This is a genomic window from Pacificispira spongiicola (assembly GCF_012926505.1).
GTDB classification, from domain to species: Bacteria; Pseudomonadota; Alphaproteobacteria; order UBA8366; family Aestuariispiraceae; genus Pacificispira; species Pacificispira spongiicola.
The window spans coordinates 72,742-99,295 of record NZ_JABBNT010000003.1; the positions used below are offsets into that span (position 1 = coordinate 72,742).

A 26,554-nucleotide genomic window follows, 5' to 3' on the forward strand; every position below is an offset into this window, starting at 1 on the left:
CGTCGTTTCGGATACTCCCCGTCGATACAAACCTATCGACCCGTCCGGTCCCAGGGTCTAAGCACTGGCCATGACATCCGACAATCAATCCATAGAGACAGATTTCGACCTCTTCCTCGTCGCCCCGCCGGGATTGGAAGGCGTGTTGTGTGCGGAGGCGCGGGAGCAGGGGTTTCGCAAGGCGAAGCCGGTGCCCGGCGGCGTGACCTGTTCCGGCGATTGGGCGGAGGCGTGGCGGGCCAATCTGGTCCTGCGCGGGGCGTCGCGGGTGCTGGTCCGCATCGCCGCGTTCAAGGTGCAGCATCTGGCCCAGTTGCAGAAGAAGGCGCAGGCCCTACCCTGGACGCAATTCCTGCGGCCCGGCATCCCGATCCGGGTCGATGCGTCCTGCCGCAAATCCAAACTGTATCATTCCGGCGCGGTGGCGGAGCGCATCGGCAAGGCCGCCGCCGAGGCTGCCGAAACGGCGCTGTCCGACGGCGCACCGATCCGCATCCTGGCGCGGCTGGACAACGATCTCTGCACGATCAGCCTGGATACCAGCGGGGAGCCCCTGCACAAGCGCGGACACAAGCCCCGCGTCAACAAGGCCCCGATGCGCGAGACGCTGGCCGCCCTGTTCCTGCGGCAATGCGGATATAAAGGACAGGAGCCGGTGATCGACCCGATGTGCGGGTCCGGCACCTTCGTGATCGAGGCGGCGGAACAGGCGGCGGGCCTCGCCCCCGGCCGGTCGCGGGATTTCGCCTTTCAGCACATGGCCGGGTTCGACCCCAATGCCTGGAACGAAATGCGGAATGCGGTGACGCCCTCAGCCCCGCCGCTCCGCTTTTACGGCTATGATCGCGATGCGGGGGCGGTAGAAATGAGTCGCTCGAACGCCGACAGTGCCGGGGTCGCCGCCTGGACAGACTTCGCACAGCAGCCGATCAGCGACCTGACCCCGCCGGAAGGCACCCCGCCCGGACTGGTCATCGTCAACCCGCCCTACGGCACCCGGATCGGGGAGGCGAAGAAGCTGCACCCGCTCTATCACACGTTGGGCAAGGTCCTGACGGAGCGTTTTTCCGGCTGGCGCGTCGGCCTGATCACGACCCAGCCGAGCCTCGCCAAGGCCGCCGCCCTGCCCTTCACCCGCGACGGCGGCCCCATCGACCATGGCGGGCTGAAAGTCACCCTCTATGTGACGGGGACCTTGCCATGACCGACATCCCACAACGTCCCCTGATCGGTATCGGCACCATCGTCCTGCGCGACACGCCGGGCGCTGTCGAGGTCCTGTTGATCCGGCGCGGGACGGCGCCGGAGATCGGCCGATGGTCCCTGCCGGGCGGGAAGCAGGATTTCGGGGAGGGTGTGCGCGACGCCGCGCGGCGGGAGGTGTTGGAGGAAACCGGCATTGCGGTCGAAATCCAGGCATTGCTCGACGTCGTCGACATGCTGCCCAGCCCGGCGAACGGGGATCGTCACTATACGCTGATCAATTTCCGGGCGCGGCCCGTCGGCGGGACCCTGCAGGCGGGGGATGACGCCATGGATGCGCGCTGGGTGCCGTTGACCGACCTGGACGACTATAATCTGTGGGTGGAAACGCGGCGCGTGATAGAGCTGGCGGCGCGGCACAAGTCCTGACACCGGACGGCCACGGCTTCCCGCTTGATCCCCGCCGCCGGTTCGGCGAGCATTCCGAGAATCCTTCCGAAACCTCCTTGCATGAAATAGGTGTCCGATGCCCCTGGGTCATATTCGTCCGGCCGTCGCCGGGATCGAGGAACAACAGATTCTCGCGGTTTCCAAACTCGCCCTGGGCGATCCGTCGGTGATTGCGCTGTGGTACGGGGAAAGCGACCTTCCGACCGATCCGGCATTGCGCCGACCGGCCATCGACTCCCTGAATGCGGGGGAGACATTCTATACCCATAAGCGGGGCCTGCCGGAATTCACGGATGCCTTGGCGGCCTATATGACCGGCCTGCACGCCAAGCCGGTGGCGGCGAACCGGGTGACCCTGACGCAATCCGGCATGTCCGCGATCATGCTGATTTTCCAAATGATCCTCGACCCGGGCGACAACGCGGTGATCGTCAGCCCGGTCTGGCCGAATGCGCAGTCCGTCGTGCGTGCCCTGGCCGGGACGCCGCGTTTCGTCGCTCTCGACAATAACGACGCGCAGGGCTGGCATCTGGATATGGAGAAAATCCGCGCCCAATGCGACGGCCGCACGCGGGCGATCTTCGTCAATTCGCCGAACAACCCGACGGGCTGGGTCATGCCGCCGGAACAACTGGCCGAAATGCTGGAATTCGCGCGGGAGCGCGGCATCTGGATCGTCGCGGACGAGGTTTACAACCGCATGGTCTATGACGGCCGCGCCGCGCCCAGCTTCCTGGATATCGCGGGGCCGGACGACCCGGTGCTGGTGGTCAACAGCTTCTCCAAATCCTGGGCCATGACGGGTTGGCGCATGGGCTGGATCACCCATCCGGCGGAATTGGGGGAGCTTCTGGGGAACCTGATCGAATTCAACTATTCCTGCGTGCCGGTCTTCCTGCAGCGCGGCGGTATGGCGGCCGTCCAGCATGGGGAACAGGCCGTGGCGACGATGATCGACCATTGCCGGGCGGGACGCGCCATTTGCGACCGCCGCTTACCGTCCCTGCCGCATGTCACCGGCTATCGCAGTCCGACGGCCAGTTTCTATGGCTTTTTTCACATTCCGGGCACGGAAGACCGGACCCTGCAAATCTGTCAGGACCTCGTGCGAGCCGCGAAGGTCGGCATCGCGCCCGGCACCGCCTTCGGCCCCGGCGCGGAAGGCTGGTACCGCCTCTGCTTCGCGCAGAGCCCGGACCGGCTGGAAGAGGCCTTTGACCGGCTACAGATTGGATTGGGAGCAATTTAACCCGCTACCGAGTTCGTGAATCGCGGTACTCTGCGTCAATTCGTCGACAGGGAGGGTAACGCGTGATCACGCGCAGACACTTTCTTTCGGGATCGGCATCCGCGATTTCAATATTGGCAACAGGACGGATGTCTATTGCCGCAACCGTGAGCAGCCCCTTGCGATTCGGTTTTGCGGACGCGGTTTTGCCGATCAGCGGCACGAACGCGGCCAATGGCAAGGTGGATGGCATCCTTCCCGCATCGATTGAACTGCTGTCGCAAACAGCCGGAATCAATATATCGATGATTGCGTGGCCCTGGAACCGAACCCAGCAAATGTTCGAGGACGGGGCGGTGGACGCGCTGTGTACGACGGAAACGAACAAGCGCCGCGAGATCGCGCTGTTCTGCCGCGAACCGTTGACCCTGATGAGTCAGGTCATCGTTCATCGCCGCAATGACCGTCGGTTCGACAATATCAGGACCATGGAACAGCTTTTGTCTTTTCGCCATGTGAACTATCGAAGCAACGGGTGGGCGCAGGAAGCGCTGCCCGCAGACCGTGCGATTTGGGTCTTGTCGCCGCAAAATGCGTTCAAGGTCGTCGCGGCGGGGCACGCCGATGTCTTTATCAACGACGAGGTGTTTACCCGGCATCAAATGAACAGCCAAGGATTGACGGATTCGTTGACCTTCAGCCGCACGGACGCATTGAAGGAAGTCAAATTCAAGATATGCATCCGAAAAGATCTGGATGAGGCGTTAATTTTCGCCGACGCCTATGACCGCGCGATTTTGTCGAAGCGCGAAGCCCTTCAGACGCTCAAAGAAGACTGGATCGCGGGACGTTACGACTGAACACGTCCCGCGACACCCGGTACCAACCGCCAGCCCGTCGCGGATTACTCCGCCGGTTGCGCCACCGCCTCTTCCAGACCCAACGGGTGGTCCAGCATCGACAGAATCTCGCGCGGGGCGACATGTTTGATCGCCGCCCGTGTCAGGTCCCAATCGTCCAGCAGGCCCGTCGCCCATTTGGAATGGGTCGCCTTCACATGGTCTTCGATCATCTTGCGGCAGACGCCGGCCCAGTGATCGGTTTCCAGCGCATAGACGTCGACCGATTCCGTATTCAAATGCAGGGTCAATTGGTCGTCCGGGTCGTAGACGAAGGCCATGCCCCCGGTCATCCCGGCGGCGAAGTTGTCGCCGACCGTGCCCAGAATGCAGACCAGACCGCCCGTCATATATTCGCAGCCGTTCGATCCGACGCCTTCGACCACCGCCACCGCGCCGGAGTTCCGTGCCGCGAAGCGGTCGCCCGACATGCCGGCGGCATAGAGATGCCCGTCCGTCGCGCCGAACAGGCAGGTGTTGCCGATAATGGCGTTCCGGTTGCTTTCCAGCGGGCTGGCCGTGATCGGGCGCACGACGATATCACCGCCGCTAAGACCCTTGCCGACATAGTCGTTGGCGTCGCCCAGGACCTCCAGCTTCAACCCCTGCACCGCGAAGGCGCCCAAAGACTGACCGGCGGAGCCGCGCATGCGCACGGTCAGATGTCCGGGCTTCAGCACCTTCATCCCGAATTCCCGCGTGATCTTGGACGAAATCTTCGTCCCGATGGCGCGGTAGGTGTTCCGGATATTGTACTGAAGCTGCATCTTCTCCCCTTCGCGGAACAGGTTTTCCGCATCCTGGATCATCAGCGCGTCCAGGGTTTCGGGGACTTCGTTGCGGCCTTCCGCTTCGGTCGGATGGGTGGCGCGATCGTGACCCGGTTGCGTCAGCAGCGGGTTGAGGTCGAGATCGTCCAAATGCGATGCACCGCGGCTGACCTGGGCCAGCAATTCGGTGCGGCCGATCACTTCCGACAGGCTGCGCGCGCCCAGGCTGGCCAGAATCTCGCGAATTTCCTCCGCGATGAAGCTGAACAGGTTCATCACCTTTTCCGGCGTGCCCGTGAACTTCTCGATCAGGCGGTCGTCCTGAGTACAGACGCCGACGGGGCAGGTGTTGGAATGGCACTGCCGCACCATGATGCAGCCCATGGCGACAAGGCTGGCGGTCCCGATGCCGAATTCATCGGCCCCCAGGATCGCCGCCATGACGACGTCGCGGCCCGTCTTGATGCCGCCGTCGACGCGCAGGCGTACCCGGTGGCGCAGACCGTTCAGGGTCAGCACCTGATGCGCTTCCGTCAGGCCCATTTCCCAGGGCAGACCGGCATATTTGATCGACGTCTGCGGCGACGCGCCCGTCCCGCCGGAATGGCCGGAAATCAGGATCGTATCCGCATGCGCCTTGGCGACGCCCGCCGCGACCGTGCCGATGCCCGCCTTGGACACCAGTTTCACGCAGACCCGCGCTTCCGGGTTGATCTGCTTCAGGTCGTAGATCAGCTGCGCCAAATCCTCGATCGAATAGATGTCGTGATGCGGCGGCGGGCTGATCAGCGTCACGCCCGGCGTCGAATGCCGCAGCTTGGCGATCAGCTTCGACACCTTGAAGCCCGGCAATTGCCCGCCTTCGCCCGGCTTCGCGCCCTGCGCCATCTTGATTTCGATTTCGCGGCAGTTGTTCAGGTATTCCGCCGTCACGCCGAAACGGCCCGACGCCACCTGCTTGATCGCGGACGACGCGTTGTCGCCATTCGCCTTCGGCTTGTAGCGCGCGGGGTCTTCGCCGCCCTCGCCGCTATCCGACTTGGCGCCGATGCGGTTCATGGCAATGGACAGGGTTTCATGCGCGATCGGCGACAGGGCGCCCAGCGAAATCCCCGGCGCGACGAGGCGTTTGCGGATTTCGGTGATGCTTTCCACCTCGTCGATCGGGGCGGCGGGACCGTTGTAGTTGAAGTCCATCAGGTCGCGCAGGCTGATCGGCGGCAGATTCGCCACCTGCTCCGCATAGCGGCGATAGACGGAGAAACTGTCCGACGCCACGGCGGATTGCAGCGTATGGATCAGGTTGCCTTCCCAGGCATGCGCCTCCCCGCCCCGGCGATAGCGGAAGAACCCGCCCACCGGCAGGGCCACGACAGCGTCATCGAAGGCCGTGTTGTGCCGCTGCACCACGTTTTCACGCAGGCCGGTCAGGCCGACGCCGGAAATGCGGCTGGGCAGACCGGGGAAGAATTCCGCGACCAGGGAACGGCTCAAACCGACCGCTTCGAAATTGTAGCCGCCGCGATAGGAGCTGACGATGGAAATGCCCATCTTGGACATGATCTTCAGCAACCCGTCCTCGATGGCCTTCTTGAAGTTCGCCAGCGCCTTGTCCAACGGCACGCCGCCCAACAGGTTACGGCGATGCCGGTCGGCAATCGCTTCCTGCGCCAGATAGGGGACGACGGCCGTCGTACCGACGCCGATCATGACGGCGAAGGAATGGGTATCCAGGGCCTCGGACGTGCGGGCGATCAGGCTGGCGAAGGTCCGCAGGTTGGCGCGGACCAGATGCGTATGCACCGCCCCGGCGGCCAGGATCATCGGTATCGCCACACGTTCCGGGGAGACACCGGAATCGTCCAGGATCAGGTGCTGCGCGCCTTCGCGCACCGCCTCTTCCGCGCGGGCCTGGATGGCATGCACGGCGTCGCCCATGGCATTCGGGTTGTCGTCGACGGCAAAGGTGCAGTCGATTTCGACCGCCGCGCCCCCCAGATGGTTGCGCAGCGCGCGATAGTCGCCTTCCAGCAGAACCGGGGACGGCAGTTGCACGATCTGAAGCTGACGCGCGTCTTCTTCCAGGATGTTGCCCAGATTGCCCAGGCGCGTCGCCAGCGACATGACATAGCGTTCGCGTAAGGAATCGATCGGCGGATTCGTCACCTGACTGAAATTCTGCCGGAAATAGTGATGCATGCCGCGATACAAGTCGGACAGAACGGCGATCGGCGTATCGTCGCCCATGGACCCCGTCGCTTCCTTGCCGGTTTCCGCCATCGGCTGAAGGATCAGTTCCAAATCCTCCATCGACCAGCCGCTCAACAGCATGCGACGGCGCAGTTCCTCACGGGAGAACGTACCGGACTCGCCGGGGCCGTTGCCGTCCAGCGCGGACAGGTTGACGATGTTCTTAACCCATTCGCCGAACGGGCTGAGCGCCGCGACGTGATCCTTCAGTTCCCGGTCGTGGCACAATTTGCCTTCCCACAGATCGACGGCGATCATCTGCCCCGGACCCAGGCGGCCTTTTTCCACGACGTCGGTTTCACTGATTTTCACCATGCCGACCTCGGACCCGACGATCAGCAGCCCGTCGCCGGTGACGACATAGCGCAACGGCCGCAGGCCGTTCCGGTCCAGCCCGGCCAGGGCCCAGCGACCGCCATAGGCGCATATCGCCGCCGGACCGTCCCAGGGTTCCATCACGCCATTGGCATATTGATAGAAATTGCGATGCGCCTGCGGAATCGTCTTGGACTGTTCCCAGGCTTCCGGGATCAGGAGCGACTTCACTTCCGGCAATTCGCGATGCGTGCGTACCAGAACCTCGAACACCGCGTCCAGGGCGGAGGAATCGGAACTTCCCGGCTGCACGATCGGCTTGATATCGTCGACATAGGGGCCGAGCTGCGGGTCGTCCAGCTTCGTCTCATGGCTCTTCATCCAGTTGATGTTGCCGTCGATCGTGTTGATCTCGCCGTTATGCGCCAGGACGCGGAACGGCTGGGCAAGGCTCCAACTGGGGAAGGTGTTGGTCGAATAGCGCTGGTGATAGATGGCGAAATTCGACGTGAAGCGTTCGTCGTTCAAATCGGGATAGAAGGCCGTCAACTGTTCGGCGAGGAAAAGGCCCTTATAGATCACCGACCGGCAGGACAGGGAGCAGATATAGGCTTCCGTCAGGTTTTCGGCCAGAACCGCCTTTTCGATGCGGCGGCGGATGACATAGAGGTCCGCCTCGAACTGAGCGTCCTTCACCTCGCGCGCGTTTTCCACCATGATCTGTTCGATTTCGGGGCGGGTCGCATTCGCCTTGTCGCCGATGACGGAGACATTCACCGGCACCTGACGCCAACCGTAAATCCGGTGGCCGAGGCGCAGGATTTCGCTTTCCACGATCTGACGCACGCGTTCCTGCCTGCCCAGATCGGTGCGCGGCAGAAAGACCATGCCCACGGCCAGACGGCCCTTGCCCAACTGATGGCCCGTGCGCTGCACGTGTTCCTTGAAGAAGTCCTGCGGAATCTGGACATGGATGCCCGCACCGTCGCCGGTCTTGCCGTCGGCGTCGACTGCGCCCCGATGCCACAGGGCCTTCAACGCCTCCACCGCGCGCAAGACGACGTCGCGGCGAGGCTGACCGTCGATCGCGGCGATCATGCCGACGCCACAGTTGGCGGTTTCGGTCTGCGGCAGATACATGCCCTCCTTCGCCAAACGCTCCGCGTCCGCGCGATATTGGGAGACCCAGCTTTGGCCGTAGGTCGTGTCCGTCATGTCTCTGTTCCTTACTCGGCGGCGGCCGGCGCGGCGGCGCGGGCCTTCAGATAGTCGTGAATGCTGGCGGCGGCGTCCCGCCCGTCGCGGATCGCCCAGACGACGAGGCTGGCCCCGCGAACGATGTCGCCCGCGGCGAAGACGCCCGGCATGGCGGTCATCTGGGTGCGATGGTCAACCTTGACCGTGCCCCAGCGCGTGACGGGCAGTTCCGGTTCGCCCCAAAGGACCGGCAGGTCTTCCGGGTCGAAGCCCAGCGCCATGATGACCAGATCGGCCTCATGCGTGTCGATTTCGCCGTCGATCGGCTGTGGGCTGCGGCGGCCGGTCGCGTCGGGACGGCCCAGGCGCATGCGCTGGCTGCGCACGCCGGTCACCGTGGCGTCGCCGGTGAAGCCTTCCGGCTGGGCCAGCCAGACGAATTCGACGCCTTCTTCTTCCGCATTCGCCACTTCGCGTTGGGACCCCGGCATATTGGCGCGGTCGCGACGATACAGACATTTCACCGATTTCGCGCCCTGACGAATGGATGTCCGGACGCAATCCATCGCCGTGTCCCCGCCGCCGATGACGACGATATTCTTACCCGCCGCGTTCAGCGCGCCGCTGTCGAAATCGTCGACCGTATCGCCCAGGCCGGTCCGGTTGGACGCGGTCAGGAAGCGCATGGCCGGGATGATGTTTTCCTGGCCGACGCCCGGGGCCTTCAGGTCGCGCGCCTTGTAGACACCGGTCGCAATCAGGACCGCGTCATGCTTCGCGCGCAGATCGGCAAAAGAAATCGTCGTGCCGACTTCGGTGTTCAGGGCGAATTCGACCCCCGACTCCTCCAGCCAGCGCGCCCGGCGCAGGACCACGTCCTTTTCCAGCTTGAAGTTCGGAATGCCGTAGATCAGCAACCCGCCGATACGGTCGTACCGGTCGTAAACGGTGACCTTGTAGCCGCGCCGCCGCAACTGTTCCGCCGCCGCCAGACCGCCCGGCCCGCCGCCGATGACGCCGACGCTTTCGCCGCGCTCGCGCATCGGCTTGATCGGCGTGATCCAACCTTTTTCCCAGGCCGTGTCGGTGATGTATTTTTCAATGGATCCAATGGTGACCGTGCCATGACCGGATTGTTCGATCACGCAATTGCCCTCACACAGGCGGTCCTGGGGACAGATGCGTCCGCAAACTTCCGGGAAGGTATTGGTCGCACTGGACACTTCATAGGCCTCTTCCAACCGGCCTTCCGCCGTCAGCATCAGCCAGTCCGGGATATTGTTGTGCAGCGGACAGTGGACCTGACAGAAGGGCACGCCGCACTGGCTGCATCGCCCCGCCTGAGACGCCGCGCCGGTATCGGAATAGCCTTCATAGATTTCCCCGAAATCCCGGCGCCGTGCATCGGCGGCACGTTTGTCCGGCATCGCCTGCTGGCGGTCCACGAATTGAAGCATGCGGGGCGTCGTCATCTGGCCATTCCCGTAAATTTTTCCGTGATCGGGAGGCGCTGGGCGGTTTTAGCCGCCTTCCCTCCTCCTTTTCGGCGCTCGGCGCGATATGCGCCTCACCACCAGCCTAGGGTCTATACAGTCCGAAATCGCGGATATCCAGTAAAATCTTCAATATGGTAAACAATTGTGTACTATTATTTTTCTGCAATCGCTATATCGGCGCGATTAAAGGCAACCCCTGGTATCGCAAAACAAAATTAAGTACCGTTTCGGACCTTTTTCCTCGACATCGCCACTGATGCATCCGGGTCGACTCAGTGCTATACAAACATCACTACTCTTACTGGGGGTCCCTCCGTGTTACTCCACCACATCTTGGTCCTCGCTGCGGTCCAGGGCATAACCGAATTTCTGCCGATCAGTTCGTCGGGCCATTTAATCGTCACAGGCCATATTCTCGGCTGGCCGGATCAGGGTCTGGCGATGGATATTGCCGTGCATATCGGCACGCTGTTCGCCGTCATGATCTATTTCTGGCGCGATGTCTGGCAGATGACGGTCGGCGTGGGACGTGCGGCAACCGGTCGCGGCGGCCCTCCGGTACGTCTGATCGTCAATGTGATCGTGGCGACGATCCCCGTGGTCATCGCCGGATTCTTCCTGAAAGACATGGTGGAAACGCAATTCCGATCCGTCGAATTGATCGGCTGGACGACGCTGGGCTTCGGCATCGTGCTATGGATCGCCGATCATGTCGGCATGACCATCCGGCGCATCGAACATATCGCCTGGCCGACGGCCCTCGTCATCGGATTGGCGCAGGTCCTGGCCTTGGTACCGGGGACCAGCCGATCCGGCATCACCATGACCGCCGCGCGGTTCCTGGGATTAGAACGGGAAGACGCAGCCCGCTTTTCCATGCTGATTTCGATCCCGACGATCGCCGGGGCCGGATTGCTGGCCGGATACGACATTTACAAGGCCGGCGACCTGACCCTGACCGGTGATTTCGTTATCGCGGCAGGCCTTTCCTTCGCCACGGCACTGATCGCCATCGCCCTGATGATGGCATGGCTGCGCCGGTCGGGTTTCGGGATTTTCGTCCTGTACCGCATCGCGCTGGGCGGCGGTCTATTATATTGGGCCTATTCGGGCGCCACCCCGCTTTAAGGGTGATGCCGCCGCCGCTGGTCAGACCGGCTGCATCGGGCTGAAGCGGCCGCCCTTGCGGTAGATATCCAGGTAAGACGGCAGCACGACTTCCGCCGCCGTCGCCTCGATCCCCAAATCCTTCAGGCCGGGCAGATCGCCGCTGCAGACATTGTCGTATTTCAGCAGTTCGACCTGATCGCGGGTCAGCGGCGGGACGGGCAGCAGTTCGGCAAAGAACGCCTTCACCTTCGCCAATTCGAACGGTACCGACACAAGGCCGACATGCCGTCCGGTTTCGTTCATGGTCAGGGTCATCAGCTCTTCGAACGTATAGACCGTCGGCCCGCCCAATTCGTAGGTCCGTCCGGCGCAGGCCGGATTCATCACGGCGCGCACGATGGCATCCGCCGCATCGCCGACATAGACCGGTTGGAATTTCTGCTGCCCGCCGCCGATCAGGGGGAGCAACGGCGTGAACCGCATGATGGACGCGAACCGGTTGAAGAAGCTGTCCTGCGGCCCGAAGACGATGCTGGGCCGGACCACGACGGCTTCCGGGATCAGGGATCGGACGGCGACCTCACCGGCGGCCTTGCTGCGCGCATAGGCGGCGGTGGAATCCGGCGCCGCGCCCAGGGCGGACATCTGAACGAAGCGGGTGATCCCTTCCGCCTTCGCGGCCTCGGCCACGCGGCGCGCGCCCTGTTCGTGCACCATGTCGAAGGTCTGCATCCCGCTTTCATACAGGATGCCGACTAGGTTGATGACGGCGTCGGCGCCCTTCACGGCGGCCCGAACGGATGCATCGTGACGGATATTCGCCTGAACCGGCGTGATCTGGCCGACATCGCCCGCAGGCTTCAACGGCAAGGCGTCTTCCGGATCGCGCACCGCGACGCGAACGCGACACCCTTGCCTGGCCAATTCGCGCACGACCTGCCGACCGATGAAGCCGGAACCGCCGAAAACCGTGACCAGAAGCGATGCCATTTTCCTATCCTCTGAAACGCCGAAACCTGCACCCGGTATACTCAAATCCCGGCGGCCTTCCAAGGTTAAAGAAGTTGGCCGCGCCTTACGCGCTTTTAATCAGTTTGCTGTTGAATTTTTCAAATTCAAAGATACGGTCGCCGCGACAATGAAGTGAAATGGGAGGGGTGTTTTTTCATGGCGAGTTCTAGCAATCAATTCGCGTCGGCAGATCGCCAACGGAAAATCGCAACGAAGGCACTGCCTCTGTTGGAACGAGAGCTACCCGGCATCCTCAAGGAATTCTACAAATGGGTCGCCGCCAACCCAGCCTTGAACGAAATCCTGGTCAAGAGTGGCAAGAGCCCCGACCTGCTGGCGAAAAAGCAGTACGATCATTGGATGGCCCTGATCAAAACGGGACCCTCCGCGGAAGGCGACGAAATCTCGCGCCGGATCGGCTTGATCCATAGTCGGATCGGCCTGACCCCGCAATGGTACTGCGCCGGCTACACTTTCGTATTGCAGAAACTGAACGAGAAACTGGGGCGCAGCCACCGTTTCAGCGGCAGCGAGACCGCCGCCGCGATTTCCGCCGTCGCCGCCATGGCATTGGACGATATGGGCAACGCGCTCAGCAGTTATGCGTCCAGCGAATCCACATCGGAGGTTACGCGGTCGTCCAACGAATTCGCCCATGACATGATGGATTCGTCGGTGGAGGTTTCCATCGCCGTCAACGAATCCTCGATCAACTCGGTCCAGATGCTTTATGCGGTGCAGCAAGTGGACCAGCAGGCACAGACCATTAGCGCGGCGGTCGAAGAAACCGTTACCGGCATTCGTCAGATTTCGGAAACCACGGATCAGGTCGCACGGATCGCCGCTGAAACCGATGGGCACGCGCGTCAAGGCGCGGACATCGTCAACGAGGCCGGCACCCGTATGAACGAAATCACGCGGGTCGTGGCCTCAACCGCGGACCTCGTCTCCAACCTGTCGGAATCGTCGCGGGCGATCGGCGATATCGTGGAAACCATTCAGGAAATTGCGGCCCAGACCAACCTTCTGGCGCTGAACGCCACGATCGAGGCCGCCCGCGCCGGGGAAGCCGGAAAGGGATTCGCCGTCGTCGCCAACGAGGTGAAATCCCTATCCAACCAAACCGGCCGCGCGACGGAAGAAATCCGCAGCCGGATCGGCGGGTTGTTGAGCGAAATGGACAAGATCGTCGCCAGCATGGACAGCGCCAATCAGGCAGTCGATCTGGGCCAAACCGCAATGGATCAGGTATCCGAAACAATGGATACGTTACGCACCAATATCGCCGATGTCTCCGAACGGATGGAACAGGTATCCACGATCCTGCAGGAACAAACCAGCGCCGCAAACGAAGTATCGGCCGGTGTCGGTAAAATCGCCCAAGCCTCGACGGAAAATGTCACCTCGCTGACGGATATGGCCGACAATATGTCCGCCGTCGAAAGTCAGATCGGGCAACAACTTGCGCGTTTCCTGAAATACGACGTGCCGCACAAGGTTCTGCGCATCGCAAAATCGGATCATGTGATCTGGAAAAAGCGGTTGGCCGACATGATTTCCGGCCGACAGGCCCTGCGCCCCAACGAATTGGCGGACCATACCCAATGCCGGTTGGGCAAATTCTATTATGGAAAGGATTCCGACCCCTATCGGAACCTCGCGCCGTTCAAGGATTTGGAACAGCCGCATTCGGAAGTCCACAAATGGGGTATCAAGGCGGTCGAATTCTACAACAACGGCGATATGGAAGGCGCCTTGGACGCGATCGGCAAGGTGGAAAAGGCGTCCGTCGACGTCTTGCGCCTGCTGGACGCCACCATCGCGGAAAAAACCCGTCTCGACGGCTGACGACAGAACCGCACCATCCGCGAAATTACCCTGAAAATCGGGCGATTTCGCGGGACGCAAAAAAACTTTCAAAAAAAGCTGCGGCCGCGCGAAAGCACCGCTTGACATTACCCCTTCTTATCGACATTTTCCGCGCCGCACCGACAGATGCCCCTAAGCCCAGGTGGCGGAATTGGTAGACGCGCAGGTTTCAGGTACCTGTGCCCGAAAGGGCGTGGAAGTTCGAGTCTTCTCCTGGGCACCATCTTCTCTGATTAAAATGTTGGGTATTGAAAGTTTGGAGGGCATCCCTCCAAGCGGACCGTCCCGGTTGCCCAATTTCTGACGGGACCAAGGTCAGGCGAAGGTCCGGAAGAAATATACCAGCGACAGGACGAGACCGAAGGCGATGACGACGCCGCGCAGATAGCGCGTGTTCACACGCCGCGCCAAACGGCCCCCCACATATCCCCCGATCGTGCTGCCCACCATCATCGCGACCGCTTGCGGCCATGCGATCAACCCGCCGACGCCAAAGACGATGATGCTCAAGAGGGTGAAGCTCGTCGCCAACAGGTTCTTGATGCTGTTGGCGGTGTGAAAGTTGGTGAACCCCATCAACTGCGCGATCGCCAATAGGATGATCCCGAGACCCGCCCCGAAATACCCGCCATAGATCGACGACACGAAAAGCGTCGCGTAGATCGCGGTGCGACCATGGCCGTCCCCGATCTTTCTCAACAGCCAAGCGCGCAGAGCGTCCCCAAAGGCGAAGAGACCCGTCGCCAGAAGGATGAGAAACGGTATGAGCGCGACAAAGAAGTCGGGATCCGACGCAAGCAGCAGGAGCGACCCGACGACGGCGCCAAGGCCCGACACGACCAGCAGCGGCAGCAGCTGTCCGCCAACGCCGCGCAACTCCTCCCGATAGGCGGGGAGGGCCGCGGCATTCGACGGGAATAGGGCGACGTAGTTCGTCGCATTCGCGACGACGGACGGCAGCCCGACGGCCATCAGGGCCGGAAAGGTGAACAGCGTGGCCCCGCCCGCAACCGCGTTCCATATCCCCCCGAAAAGTCCGATCCCGACCAAAATGACGGCTTGCGTCGCGTCCATGACATTCCCTTTTCCGATGGGAGGACAATATGGCCGACATCCTTTCAAATAGAACGAATAAACCCTTCCGATATCGCCGGGAGCAGCCTTGTTCCGATCCATCCTGTCACGCAATTGCCCGAACGAAAAAAGCCCCGCCAACACGGCGGGGCCTTTCTGTAACGAATCTTGGAGTCCTGTATAGTGATCGGCCCTACCGCGCGGGCAATTGGCGCAGATAGGCGACGATCGCGTTCATATCCTCTTCCTTCATTCCGGCGTAATAGGCATAGCCCATCGGCGGCATCAGGCGGTGGCCGTCGGGATGAACCCCCGTGCGGACCATGGACTTGATTTCGTCATCGGAATAGTCGGACAGGCCGGTCGGCGTCAGATTTGCCGATACGCTTTGTCCCCAGGGGCCGTCGAAGGCGAGACCGCCCGCACCGGCTTGGTTCTGCCAATCCGGGCCCTGGTCCCCCATCGGCGAATGACATTCCACGCAATGCGCGACCGGACCCGCGAGATAGGCGCCGTAAACGACCGGATCGTCGGACGGAACGTCCGCCACCGAACCGACTGGCGGACCATAGGACGGCGGCAGCGGCATGGCGTAGACGGATCGCGGAACCGCATTGCGAACGGCGGGAACCGCACGGATATAGGCAACGATCGCTTCCACGTCCCGATCGGACAGGCCGCGATACAACGCGATCGGCATCGGCGGGCCGACGATCGTGCCGTCCGGGCGGACTCCTTCGCGGATCGCCTTGATCAATTGCGCGTCGGTCCAGGCGCCGATCCCGGTTTCGACATCCGGCGTGATATTCGGAGCATGCGCCGTGAAGCCGGGCGTGACCATCAGGTTTTCCATCCCGGCCAGTTCCATGTCCGGGATATCGCCTTGCGGCCCCTTCGGCGTGTGACAGTTGGCGCAGGCCGCGACCGACCGCATCAAGTAAGTGCCGCGTTCAAGCAGCGTTTCGGCCCCGGCATTCACGCCACCGAGAGCCATTGCAACGACGAACCCGATCCCCCCGATCAGGCTGCGACGATACGATTTCGTCATTCTGGATTTTCTCCAATTGGAACGCCCCTCCAAGCGCCGGCTCATTTATTCTTCCCGGCCCCGAAAGAAAAGCACAATCCATAGCATCCTACCGCAGAATCGCCTCAGCGTCCGCAACGCCAAAAGGCTGTACGAAATGGGAGGAATCTTGTTAGAATCCAGGGAATTGGAACAATGATTTCTTTGTGCCGGTCGGTTCGCCGTGCCGGTTCGCTCGGTTTTGGAAATTGCCGCATCGGTCGGGTGTCGCGGAAAGAGTCCGGAAGGAGAGGTGGGTTTGACGATTCATTTGCACAAAGGCGATCTTCCCAACGGGATCGATTTCGGCGACGCGGTGGCGATCGATACGGAAACCCAAGGGCTGAATCCCCTGCGCGACCGGCTGTGCGTCGCACAGCTCTCCGCCGGTGACGGCACCAGCCATCTGGTGCAATTCGCACCCGGCGCCTACGAGGCGCCGAACCTGAAGCGCCTGCTGGCCGACCCGTCGGTTCTGAAAATCCTTCATTTCGCGCGGTTCGACGTCGCCATCTGCCGCCAATGGCTGGGCGTTACGATGGGCCCCATCTATTGCACCAAGATTGCCTCCAAGCTTGTTCGAACCTATACGGACCGTCATTCGCTCTCCACTCTTGCGAAAGAGCTTCTGGGTATCGATATGTCGAAGCAGCAGCAAAGCTCCGACTGGGCCGCCCCGGATTTGAGCGATGCGCAACTCGCCTATGCCGCGTCCGACGTCCTGCACCTGCATGCGTTGAAGGACAAGCTGGATGGGATGCTGAAGCGGGAAGGCCGGGATCACCTGGCCCAGGCCTGCTTCGATTTCCTGCCCGTCCGGGCGGAACTGGATCTGATGGGTTGGGCCGAAACGGATATTTTCGCCCATTCCTGACGCAAGCCCGTTCCGACGTCCGGCGGGCCGGGAGAAGACCCGGCAAGGCATTCGTCGGATCGGCGTCAAATGCCGCCGAACGAAATTCGGTAGTCAAAAGAAGATTAGCAATCGAAAGAGAGTTGAATGTCCCAAACCGTGTCGAAACGGGCACTGGGGGCCGCCGAAGGGGCCAACACCGCTCACACAGATTTGGATGCCGGGCGTGCCGTCCTGGAGGCGGAAGCCGCGGCCCTTCTGCGGATGGCATCGGAGTTGAACGGTGACTTTCTTGCCGCGCTCGATATCCTGGCCGCCCTGACCGAAGAGGGTAAGGGGTCGGGCCGCCTGATCGTCAGCGGCATGGGGAAAAGCGGGCATGTCGGGCGAAAGATCGCGGCGACCTTCGCCTCCACCGGAACGCCCGCGCAATTCGTCCATCCGGGAGAGGCCAGCCACGGCGACCTGGGCATGATTACCGAACGCGATGCCGTTCTGGCGATCAGCAATTCCGGCGAAACGGCGGAACTGACGGACCTTGTCCTGCATGTAAAACGATTCCGCATTCCGATGATTGCCGTGACGGGACGTGCCGGGTCCACCCTTGCGAAGGAGGCGAGTGTCGCGCTGATCCTGCCGGACGAACCGGAAGCTGGGGCGTTGGGCCTGGCGCCGACGACGTCGACCACCATGACCCTGGCGCTGGGCGATGCGTTGGCGGTTGCCTTGCTGGAACGGAAAGGTTTCACGGCGGCCGATTTTCGTATTTTCCATCCGGGCGGCAAGCTGGGACGGCAACTGTCCCGCGTCCGCGATCTGATGCATTCCGATACGGAACTGCCCTTGATTACATCCGATCAACGCATGGATCAGGCGGTGATCACCATAACCTCGAAACATTTCGGGTGCAGCGGTGTCGTGGATGCCGACGGGCGCTTGATCGGCATCGTCACGGACGGCGACCTGCGGCGCCATATGTCGGCGGATCTGATGCAGCGGAATGTCGAGGACGTGATGACAAAGAACCCGATCACCGTTTCCGCGGACGCCTTGGCAGCGGAAGTTCTCAATCAGATGAATACGCGCAAGATCACGGCGATCTTTGTCGTCGACGCGGACAATCGGCCGGAAGGGATCGTCCATGTTCACGATTTCCTGCGCGCCGGGGTCGCCTGACGAGGACGGGCCGTGGCGGCGACAGGATATGAAGAAGGCGCGGCGATGGCGGAAACCGAACCGAAAGGATCCCGCATTCCGCTGACCATCGGTCAGCGGAATTTCGACCGATCCTATGGTCGGTTGGTCGGATGGCTGAAAATCCTGCTGCCGACGCTTGCCGTCGTCCTGTTGGCGTTGCTGGCACTCTGGCCCTATCTGGAACAGGAAGGTCGCGAAGTCGGCGACAAGTTGACCGGCGCCGGGCGGTTGGTGTCCGAACATTTGGAAGTCAGCGAAGCGCGCTATTCCGGCACCGGGGAAGACGGGCAGCGTTACACCGTGACCGCCGCATCCGTGCAACAGGCATCCATCGACGCAACCCTGGTCCAATTCACCCAGCCCCGCGCGGATATCAACCTGACGGATGGAAGCTGGGCGCTGGTCACGGCAAAGACGGGATCCCTAGACCGCGACACTCAAATTCTGGAACTGCGCGATGCCGTGAATCTGTTTCACGATCAGGGGTACGAATTCCTGACCGAAAGCGCGACACTGGACCTGATGGGGGGCAGCGCCTATGGGTTCGACCCTGTGACCGGTCAGGGCCCGTTCGGTTATCTGGAGGCCGAGGGATTTCAAATTGTCGACCGAGGGGCGCAGGTCCAACTGACCGGCCATGCCCGGGTCATCATTTATCAAACGGATTAAAACGCCGCCATGACCAGCCGGTTCTTTCCCATTCTCGCACTTCTATTGGCGCTGGCCGTTCTTGCCCCGCCGGGCATCGGATCGGCAATCGCGCAGGACGCGACGCTGGGCGGCGACGGCGGCATCGAAATCGAGGCCGATGACGGCATCGAATGGATTCGCGATCTTCAGCAATACCGGGCCTATGGCAACGCGACCGCGACACGGGACGGAATGACGGTCACCGCCGACACGTTGACCGCGTTCTATCGGGAAGAGGACGGTCGTCAGGTGATTTTCCGCCTCGACGCGGACGGTCATGTCGTGATCACCGCGAACGGGTCCGAGGCGTCCGGCGACAAGGCCGTTTACCATATGGACAAACGTGTTGCCGTGCTGGTCGGCGAGGATCTTCAGATGGTCACGGACCGGGGCACGATCACGGCGGATGAAAGCCTGGAATATTGGGAAGAACGTCAGATCGCCGTTGCCCGCGGCAACGCCCTGGTCATCCAAAACGACCGTCGCCTGCAGGCCGGTGTTCTGACCGCCTTCCTGGAGGCGGGCGCCGACGGCGGACAAACGCGCGTCAAACGGATCGATGCGACCGGCGGCGTCCATGTCTCCACCCCGACGGATATCGTCACCGGCAATGAAGGCGTCTATATGGTGGACGAGGAAAAGGCCACGATCTGCGGCAAGGTCAAAATCACCCGTGACAACAACCAATTGAACGGGGAATGCGCGGTCGTGAACATGAAAACCGGCCGCAGCACGCTGCAAGGCGGCGGTAACGGCGGCAAGGTTAAAGGCCTTATTCTGCCGACGGAGTGACATCCCATCCTACCGCCTATCGTCACTTTAAATGCAATTCCGGTGCCAATTTGATTGCTTTGCTTGGCGTCGGCGCCATAACCGGCTAGACTCGTCCCCGCGAGCCTGTTGATGAGTGTTGTATTTAGGTAAGGAACGATCGGGCAAATGGCGGATCGCGAAGACGAAGACCGCAAGGGACGGGAACCGAAGCTGGAACGGCGCGGCGGCGAAAGCCGACTTGGCGACGGCGAACACGGCAACATCGGGGAAGCCGACAATCAACGCGGATTGTTTGCGGACCGGCCCGACGATGCCGGTCGTCCGGTGGACCGCGCGGACACCCAGCCGCCGCGCCTCAGGGAGCCGCGTTTGTCGCGCCCGCCCAGCTTTTCCGGATCCATTGCCGGTATTCCGCACCGGCCCAGCGCCTCAACGAACAACAGTGCCTCACCCAATAATGCGGAACCGCCCCGAAAACCGGTTTCCAACAATCCCGCCCCGCATCCCGGCGACCGTTTTCAGGACTTGCCCGAACCGCCGAAACCGCGTTTCGAGGATGATGGCCTGAGACGACCAGACCCGTATCAACACGGAAAGCCACCGGCCCAACGCGAGGATAGGCACGCGACACGCGGCCCGTCGCAAACCGAAAGAACGGCATCGCCGGAACCGCGCCATACCGCCGCCGAACCGCCGCTGCCCCGACATCCGACCGAAGCGCGGCAATCCGAAATCGATGCCCCGTCCATGGATCGTCATGCGCGGGAAGACGGGCACCGGCTGGAGCAGGATATCGATCCGATACGCCAGCCCCGGCCGCCCCAACCGACACGCGCCCCTGCGACGACACGCCCAGCCGAGACGACACGCCCGCCCGAGACGCATCATACACCGGAGGTGCCTCGCGCACCGGAAACGCCGCCGCGCGCCGCATCGGATCGCAATCCGCCGCAACGCGAAACGGTTCGCGACCCGTCGCGTACGGCCGCCCCGATTCCGATGAAGCCGAAATCGGTCCAGACAGCGTCTGCGGATGCCGACCGTCCCGCCCCGCGCAAGCCCGTCCTGATCACCAAGAATGAAGGTCTGGTGGTCCATTCGCTGGGCAAGCAGTTCAAGAAGCGCCCGGTCCTGCGTGACGTTTCCCTGCGCGTGCAGCGGGGGGAGGCCGTCGGCCTGCTGGGTCCGAACGGTGCGGGCAAGACGACCTGCTTTTATATCGTGACCGGTTTGATCCCAACGGATTACGGTCAGATCGTGCTGGACGGCGTCGATATCACGGAATTGCCGATGTATCGGCGCTCCCGCCTGGGCATTGGATATCTGCCTCAGGAATCGTCGATTTTCCGGGGCCTGTCCGTCGAACAAAACATCATGGCGGTGCTGGAACTGATCGAGAAGAACCGCGAAAAGCGGGAGGTGACCCTGGAGGCCCTGCTGGCCGAATTTTCGATCACCCATCTGCGCCGGACGCCCGCGATCGCACTGTCCGGCGGGGAACGCCGTCGGCTGGAAATCGCCCGGGCGCTCGCCAGTCAGCCGAATTTCGTGCTGCTGGACGAACCGCTGGCCGGGATCGACCCCATCGCGGTCCGCGATATCCGTGGATTGGTCAGCCACCTGAAAGATCGCGGCATCGGCGTTCTGATCACCGATCACAATGTCCGGGAAACCCTCGACATCGTCGATCGTGCCTACATTCTGCACGACGGCAATGTTCTGATGGAAGGCACCCCCGACGAGATCGTCGCCAACCAGGAAGTACGGCGGGTCTATCTCGGGGATAAGTTCTCCTTGTAGCGATCGGGGCGGGGGGACGCATGTCGATCACACAAAGGCTGGATCTCAGGCAAAGTCAGAACCTGGTCATGACGCCGCAATTGCAGCAGGCGATCAAGCTGCTGCAATTGTCCAGTCAGGACCTCGTCGCCTATGTCGAGACGGAGCTTGAACAAAACCCGATGCTGGAGCGCGATGACGCGACCAGGACCGGGCGCGACGAGGAAGTCCGCGACCCCTATGACGGCCCCGCCGTCGACGCCGCCCGCACGGACAGCGCGGAGCTTCTATCCCCCGACGCCATGCCCGGCGCGGGTAGCGACAGTCCGCTGGATACCGACTATTCGAACACCTATGACGGCGAAATCGCCGGACCGGGTGCGGATTTCGGATCGGATCGCGGACGATCCGGGCCGGATTTCGCCCAGCGCGGTTTCGACGACGACCTGCCGGATCTGGAAGCGACGTTCAGCGAGGCGCGCACGCTGGTCGATCACTTGGAAGACCAATTGCAATTGGACCTGAAATCGCCGGTGGAAAAACTGATCGGCCGTCATCTGATCGACGCCCTGGACGGGAACGGACGGTTGGTCGAGGACACGGCCGATATCGCCGAACGTCTGGGCTGCGACATCCAATTGGTCGACGGCGTGCTTGCCCGGATGCAGCGGTTCGATCCGCCGGGCCTGTTCGCAAGATCGCTTCAGGAATGCCTGAAGCTGCAATTGGAAGACAAGAACCGGTTCGACCCCGCCATGGCGGCGCTGCTGGACAATCTGGACCTGTTGGCGCGCCAGGAAATCGGCAAATTATGCAAGCTGTGCGGCGTCGATTCGGAAGACTTGATCGAGATGGTGGCGGAAATCCGCGCCCTGGACCCGCGCCCCGCCGCGGCCTTCGGGTTCGAGGATACGCAGCCGGTCGTGCCGGATGTCCTGGTCAGCGTCGGGCCGGATGGCGATTGGCTCATCGAACTGAACCAGGACACGCTGCCGAAAGTCCTGGTGAACGAACGCTACTATGCGACCGTCGCCGCCAGCGCCCGCGATAAGACGGAAAAGGAGTTCATCGCCGAACGCTTCCACACCGCGAACTGGTTGGTGAAAAGCCTGCAACAACGGGCGACGACGATCCTGAAGGTGTCCACGGAAATCGTGCGTCAGCAGTCCGGCTTCCTGCGGCACGGGGTCGGCCATCTGAAGCCCCTGATCCTGCGCGATATCGCCGAAGCGATCGAAATGCACGAATCGACGGTCAGCCGGGTCACGTCCAACAAATACATGGCGACACCGCGTGGGCTGTTCGAACTGAAATATTTCTTCACCACCGCCATCGCCGGAACGTCGGGCGACACCCATTCGGCGGAATCCGTCCGTCATCGGATCAAGACGCTGATCGATGCGGAAGCCCCCGATGCGGTTCTATCCGACGATCGGCTGGTCGAAATGCTGAATGACGAAGGCATCGATATCGCACGGCGCACGGTGGCAAAATACCGCGAGGCGATGCGGATTCCGTCCTCCGTTCAACGGCGACGCCAGAAACGCGCCGCCCTCTGATCAGTTTTTCCCCTATATAACAATATCTTAAGATAGAAACCCCTGCGCTTGACAAGGCGGGCGCGCATCGACTAGGTTCCGGCCCCGTTCGGTGGCGTGAGGTGGTGAAGCTGCCTCCCGGAATGGATCGCGAAAAATATCGTGATGTCCGGAATCAAAAAAGTGATGCGACCCGCCGAGGATTCGAAGTACGATATACGGCAAGAGGGCGGCCCATTCAGTCAATCGGGCCCTTCCGATACGCGGGCCGTCAATAATGGCCGTCGACACAGCGGCGGCAATGAGACCGTGAAAGGTATCGGGCGCACTATGCAACTCTCCGTAAAAGGTAAACAGGTCGATATCGGTGATGCACTCCGCACACATATCGAGGACACGCTGCCGGACGCGATCGGGAAGTATTTCGACAATACGACCGACACGGCGGTAACCATAACCAAAGACGGTGGGCGCTTTTCCGTAGATATCCAGGTCCATGTTTCCAAGCGGGTATTGGTCCATGGCCACGGGGCAGGAAATGACGCCTATGGCGCGGTCGACGAGGCGACCCAACATGTAACGAAACGTCTGCGCCGCTACAAACGGCGGCTGCGCGACCATAAGCACAAGCTGTCCACGGCGGAAGCCGTGCCGGCCCTGCAATATGTTCTGCGCGCCGAACCGGAACCGAGCGCGGACGAAGAGGACCATAACGAGCAGGATGAACCGATCATCGTTGCCGAAATGCCGACAGAGGTCGAAACCATGACCGTCGGCGAGGCGACGATGCGGATGGATCTGGCGAACCATCCGGCCTACCTCTTCCGGAATACGAAGAACGGCCGGATCAATATGGTTTATGTCCGACCGGACGGAAATATCGGCTGGGTCGACCCCGAATCGGGGGCCTGACCGGCGGAGAACCGTTCGACCGGAGATAAAACGAGTCGCCGCGCCGATTTCCCGTGATAGGGTCGGTCGGCGTGGCGAAAAGGGTGATACTGGGACTCCGCCTCCGTCAGGGAAGCGGATCCCGAGGGGCAAATCCCTGGCGTTAACCCTGCGTAGGCAGCCGTCCGGCCTCATGGCACGGACGGTTCCCTTGCGCGGACGGGCAACTTCGAGGCTGAGTGACAGGTAATGGAACTGTATGATCTTCTTTCCGCGGAGTCGGTGATCGAGAAGCTGAATGTCGCTTCGAAAAAACAGGCCTTGCAGGAAGTGGCGCGCCGCGCGGCCCGCGTTACCGGTCTGGAAGAACGGGCGATCTTCGATACGCTGCTGGAGCGGGAACGCCTGGGCACCACCGGTGTCGGCAAGGGCATCGCCATTCCGCACGGCAAACTGGCGGGCCTCGACCGTCCCTATGGGATTTTCGCCCGTCTGACGAAACCGATCGATTTCGACGCGATCGACGACCAGCCGGTGGATATCCTGTTTGCCCTTCTGGCGCCGCTGGACGCGGGCGCCGACCATCTGAAAGCCCTGGCCCGGGTGTCCCGTCTGTTCCGCGACCGCGACATGTGCGAAAAGCTACGCGGCTCCGATCAGGCGGACGCGCTCTACGGCCTTTTGACGGAGCCGTCGACCTCGGCCAGCCACGCGGCTTAACAGGATCGTACCGTATCCGTCAGACCGTTTTTGGGCGGTTAATCGCGCCTAAAAGAACGCATCCATCTCGGCAAATCCGATGCTGCCGTCGAAACTGGTAAACCTACCGTTTTCGGCCAGTTCGCGGGCCGCCTTGACGAAGCCGCCCCAAGCAAAGAGCGACAAGGCCGCGCCGACGCTGACTCTCGCAACGCCCGCTTCGGAAAGTTCCTGAAGGTCGAATGTTCCACCCGGAACTTCATTCAGGAAGTTCACGGGCTTGCCAATCGCACAAACCTCCCTCACGGCGCCGATATCGGGAAGCCCCGGCGCATAGAGCACATCGGCGCCCGCCTCGGCGAACGCGCTAAGGCGACGCACCGTGTCATTGAGGTCGGGCCGGTCCCAGAGGAAGTTCTCGCACCGCGCCGTCAGAACGAAATCTCGGCCAAGCCCGCGCGCTGCTTCGACCGCGGCGGCGATACGCTCCACCGCCAGTTCGAAGTCGAAGATTGGCGACCGGCTGTTTCCGGTGTGATCCTCAATCGAACAGCCGGCAATGCCCGTGGCAGCGGCGGCCCGTATCGTTTCCGCCGCACTGTCCGGTGTGTCGCCGAACCCTTTTTCCAAATCCGCGGAAACCGGCAGCGACGTGGCGGCCGCCAAGCATCGGCAATGGTCGAGCACCGCATCGCGCGGAACGCTCCCATCGCGCATCCCCATGGAATGGGCCATGCCAGCGCTGGTCGTCGCCAGGGCTCGAAACCCCAATTTCGCAAGAACCCGGGCCGATCCGACATCCCATGGATTCGGGATGACGAAGGCCGTCCCTTCGTAATGCATGGCCCGAAACACCGCGCCTTGGTCCATCGTCGTCGGCACAGTCATGCCCAACTCCCCAGCTTTCATTTCTGTCCTCCGACCCTATCCGACCTTTCGAGGGACGGAAGAACAAAGATGCCTGGGCATGAATGATGCTGACATGTCCCGACAGGCGTCGTCAGGCCGTCCCATCATTCCGATACGGGCCGGTCGCGGCCAGTTCCTCGCGATACTGCGCCTCGTGCCGCTGTTCCGCTTCCAGAAAGCGGGCCACGGCATCGCGGAAATTCGGATCGGGCAGCAGATGCGCCGAATAAGTCGTGACGGGCATATAGCCGCGTTGAATCTTGTGTTCGCCCTGGGTCCCCGCCTCCACGCGCGGCAGGCCGTGTTCGATGGCGAAATCGATGGCGCGGTAATAGCACAATTCAAAATGCAGAAACTTGTAGTCGGCCAGACAGCCCCAATTCCGGCCGAAAATGGCATCCGTCCCCAATAGGTTCAGGGCGCCTGCAATCGGCACCCCATCATCGAAGGCCAGGACCAGCACGACCCGGTCGCGCATCCGGGCATGCAGCAGGTCGAAGAAGGGCCGCGTCAGATAGGGGCCGCCCCATTTCCGGTCATAAGTGTCGGTATAGAAGGCATAGAACGCGTTCCACAATTCCGGCGTGATCGCATCGCCGGTCAGGGTTCGGATATCCAGCCCCGCGTCGATGACCGCCGCCCGCTCCTTGCGGATCGCCTTGCGCTTGCGGGACGACAGGGCCCCTAGAAAGTCGTCGAAACTGCCGTAGTCGCGATTGTGCCAATGGAATTGATGGCCGTGCCGGATCAGGAACCCCGCCTGTTCCAGTTGGTCGGCCTGATCCCGGTCCAGGAAATTCACGTGCAGGCTGGAAACTTCATGCCGTTCCACCATCTGGGCCATGGCGGAAATCAGGTATTGCGCCGCCGCCGCCGGGTCCGGCGCGTTGCTCAACAGCAGCCGGGGGCCGGGCACCGGCGTGAACGGCACCGCCGACAGAAGCTTCGGATAATACCGCCCCCCCGCGCTTTCATAGGCATGGGCCCAGTTATAATCGAACACATATTCGCCCTGGCTGTGCCCCTTCAGATACAGCGGCATGGCGGCAATCAGTTGGCGGTCCGCATCGCGCAGCAATAGATGTTGCGGCAACCAGCCGGTATCCGGCTTTACCGACCCGCTTTCTTCCAGCGCGGACAGGAAATCGTGACTGACGAAGGGATTCTCCGGCCCCGCGCAGGCGTCCCACGCCGTCCGGTCCACACCGGCGAGCGATTGGCAGACTTCAACGATCGGGCCTTCGCCGTCAGGCATGGCGCTTCCCCTGATTTTGCAGTGCAATGAT

The 26,554-nt window shown here is 62.0% G+C and carries 21 protein-coding genes and 1 tRNA gene; 15 read left to right on the top strand and 7 right to left on the bottom strand.

Annotation, left to right across the window (positions count from 1 at the left end):
* Positions 1–70: 70 nt before the first annotated feature.
* The 4 genes from HH303_RS09810 to HH303_RS09825 all read left to right on the top strand — a co-directional run bounded on the left by HH303_RS09810 (position 71) and on the right by HH303_RS09825 (position 3,741).
* Positions 71–1,204, top strand: a complete 1,134-nt coding sequence (locus HH303_RS09810) for a THUMP domain-containing class I SAM-dependent RNA methyltransferase (protein ID WP_169625169.1) — start codon at positions 71–73, stop codon at positions 1,202–1,204.
* Entirely contained in the window at positions 1,201–1,632 is a 432-nt protein-coding gene (locus HH303_RS09815; protein WP_169625170.1) for an NUDIX hydrolase, read from the top strand. The genes HH303_RS09810 and HH303_RS09815 overlap by 4 nt, the downstream gene beginning before the upstream one ends.
* Before the next feature lie 97 nt (positions 1,633–1,729).
* Positions 1,730–2,902, top strand: coding sequence for a pyridoxal phosphate-dependent aminotransferase (locus tag HH303_RS09820; RefSeq protein WP_169625171.1), 1,173 nt, complete (start codon positions 1,730–1,732; stop codon positions 2,900–2,902).
* A 128-nt stretch (positions 2,903–3,030) separates the two neighbouring features.
* Complete coding sequence (locus HH303_RS09825) at positions 3,031–3,741, top strand: substrate-binding periplasmic protein (protein WP_169625172.1); 711 nt, start codon at positions 3,031–3,033, stop codon at positions 3,739–3,741.
* 44 nt (positions 3,742–3,785) lie between these two features.
* Here HH303_RS09825 and gltB read toward each other — a convergent pair whose 3' ends face one another.
* Together gltB and HH303_RS09835 are read right to left on the bottom strand one after the other, a co-directional pair.
* Positions 3,786–8,330: a glutamate synthase large subunit gene (gene gltB / locus HH303_RS09830; RefSeq protein WP_169625173.1), complete on the bottom strand. Its 4,545-nt coding sequence runs from the start codon at positions 8,328–8,330 to the stop codon at positions 3,786–3,788.
* An 11-nt stretch (positions 8,331–8,341) separates the two neighbouring features.
* Positions 8,342–9,784: an NAD(P)-dependent oxidoreductase gene (locus HH303_RS09835; RefSeq protein ID WP_227421704.1), complete on the bottom strand. Its 1,443-nt coding sequence runs from the start codon at positions 9,782–9,784 to the stop codon at positions 8,342–8,344.
* 339 nt (positions 9,785–10,123) lie between these two features.
* Here HH303_RS09835 and HH303_RS09840 point away from each other — a divergent pair, with 339 nt between their 5' ends.
* Positions 10,124–10,936 (top strand): undecaprenyl-diphosphate phosphatase, encoded by an 813-nt coding sequence (locus HH303_RS09840; protein ID WP_169625174.1) that lies wholly within the window; start codon positions 10,124–10,126, stop codon positions 10,934–10,936.
* Between the two features lie 21 nt (positions 10,937–10,957).
* On the opposite strand, the gene HH303_RS09845 is transcribed toward HH303_RS09840, so the two are convergent.
* Complete coding sequence (locus HH303_RS09845; protein WP_169625175.1) at positions 10,958–11,908, bottom strand: complex I NDUFA9 subunit family protein; 951 nt, start codon at positions 11,906–11,908, stop codon at positions 10,958–10,960.
* A 177-nt stretch (positions 11,909–12,085) separates the two neighbouring features.
* On the opposite strand from HH303_RS09845, the gene HH303_RS09850 reads away from it, so the two are divergent.
* Both HH303_RS09850 and HH303_RS09855 read left to right on the top strand, forming a co-directional pair.
* The gene (locus HH303_RS09850; RefSeq protein ID WP_169625176.1) at positions 12,086–13,777 is read left to right on the top strand and encodes a methyl-accepting chemotaxis protein; all 1,692 of its coding nucleotides are present in this window, start codon (positions 12,086–12,088) and stop codon (positions 13,775–13,777) included.
* 157 nt (positions 13,778–13,934) lie between these two features.
* Positions 13,935–14,021 (top strand) — tRNA-Leu (locus HH303_RS09855).
* 92 nt (positions 14,022–14,113) lie between these two features.
* On the opposite strand, the gene HH303_RS09860 is transcribed toward HH303_RS09855, so the two are convergent.
* Both HH303_RS09860 and HH303_RS09865 read right to left on the bottom strand, forming a co-directional pair.
* The gene (locus HH303_RS09860) at positions 14,114–14,872 is read right to left on the bottom strand and encodes a sulfite exporter TauE/SafE family protein (protein ID WP_169625177.1); all 759 of its coding nucleotides are present in this window, start codon (positions 14,870–14,872) and stop codon (positions 14,114–14,116) included.
* A gap of 193 nt (positions 14,873–15,065) precedes the next feature.
* Positions 15,066–15,920 (bottom strand): cytochrome c, encoded by an 855-nt coding sequence (locus tag HH303_RS09865; protein ID WP_169625178.1) that lies wholly within the window; start codon positions 15,918–15,920, stop codon positions 15,066–15,068.
* 277 nt (positions 15,921–16,197) lie between these two features.
* On the opposite strand from HH303_RS09865, the gene HH303_RS09870 reads away from it, so the two are divergent.
* The 8 genes from HH303_RS09870 to ptsN all read left to right on the top strand — a co-directional run bounded on the left by HH303_RS09870 (position 16,198) and on the right by ptsN (position 24,380).
* Positions 16,198–16,812 (top strand): ribonuclease D, encoded by a 615-nt coding sequence (locus HH303_RS09870; RefSeq protein ID WP_169625179.1) that lies wholly within the window; start codon positions 16,198–16,200, stop codon positions 16,810–16,812.
* A gap of 126 nt (positions 16,813–16,938) precedes the next feature.
* Positions 16,939–17,967, top strand: coding sequence for a KpsF/GutQ family sugar-phosphate isomerase (locus tag HH303_RS09875; RefSeq protein ID WP_169625180.1), 1,029 nt, complete (start codon positions 16,939–16,941; stop codon positions 17,965–17,967).
* Between the two features lie 12 nt (positions 17,968–17,979).
* The gene (lptC, locus tag HH303_RS09880; RefSeq protein ID WP_169625181.1) at positions 17,980–18,657 is read left to right on the top strand and encodes an LPS export ABC transporter periplasmic protein LptC; all 678 of its coding nucleotides are present in this window, start codon (positions 17,980–17,982) and stop codon (positions 18,655–18,657) included.
* Between the two features lie 9 nt (positions 18,658–18,666).
* A complete protein-coding gene (locus HH303_RS09885; RefSeq protein ID WP_169625182.1) occupies positions 18,667–19,470 on the top strand; it encodes an LptA/OstA family protein in 804 nt (267 codons plus the stop codon).
* Positions 19,471–20,451: 981 nt separating this feature from the next.
* A complete protein-coding gene (gene lptB / locus HH303_RS09890) occupies positions 20,452–21,252 on the top strand; it encodes an LPS export ABC transporter ATP-binding protein (protein WP_169625765.1) in 801 nt (266 codons plus the stop codon).
* 20 nt (positions 21,253–21,272) lie between these two features.
* Complete coding sequence (rpoN, locus tag HH303_RS09895; protein WP_169625183.1) at positions 21,273–22,790, top strand: RNA polymerase factor sigma-54; 1,518 nt, start codon at positions 21,273–21,275, stop codon at positions 22,788–22,790.
* Positions 22,791–23,099: 309 nt separating this feature from the next.
* A complete protein-coding gene (gene hpf / locus HH303_RS09900) occupies positions 23,100–23,681 on the top strand; it encodes a ribosome hibernation-promoting factor, HPF/YfiA family (RefSeq protein ID WP_169625184.1) in 582 nt (193 codons plus the stop codon).
* 228 nt (positions 23,682–23,909) lie between these two features.
* Complete coding sequence (gene ptsN, locus HH303_RS09905) at positions 23,910–24,380, top strand: PTS IIA-like nitrogen regulatory protein PtsN (RefSeq protein WP_169625185.1); 471 nt, start codon at positions 23,910–23,912, stop codon at positions 24,378–24,380.
* A 48-nt stretch (positions 24,381–24,428) separates the two neighbouring features.
* Here the strand turns inward: ptsN and HH303_RS09910 are convergent, their stop codons facing one another.
* Positions 24,429–25,268: an isocitrate lyase/PEP mutase family protein gene (locus HH303_RS09910; RefSeq protein WP_227421705.1), complete on the bottom strand. Its 840-nt coding sequence runs from the start codon at positions 25,266–25,268 to the stop codon at positions 24,429–24,431.
* A gap of 91 nt (positions 25,269–25,359) precedes the next feature.
* A complete protein-coding gene (locus HH303_RS09915) occupies positions 25,360–26,523 on the bottom strand; it encodes a GNAT family N-acetyltransferase (RefSeq protein ID WP_169625186.1) in 1,164 nt (387 codons plus the stop codon).
* Positions 26,524–26,554 lie beyond the last annotated feature (31 nt).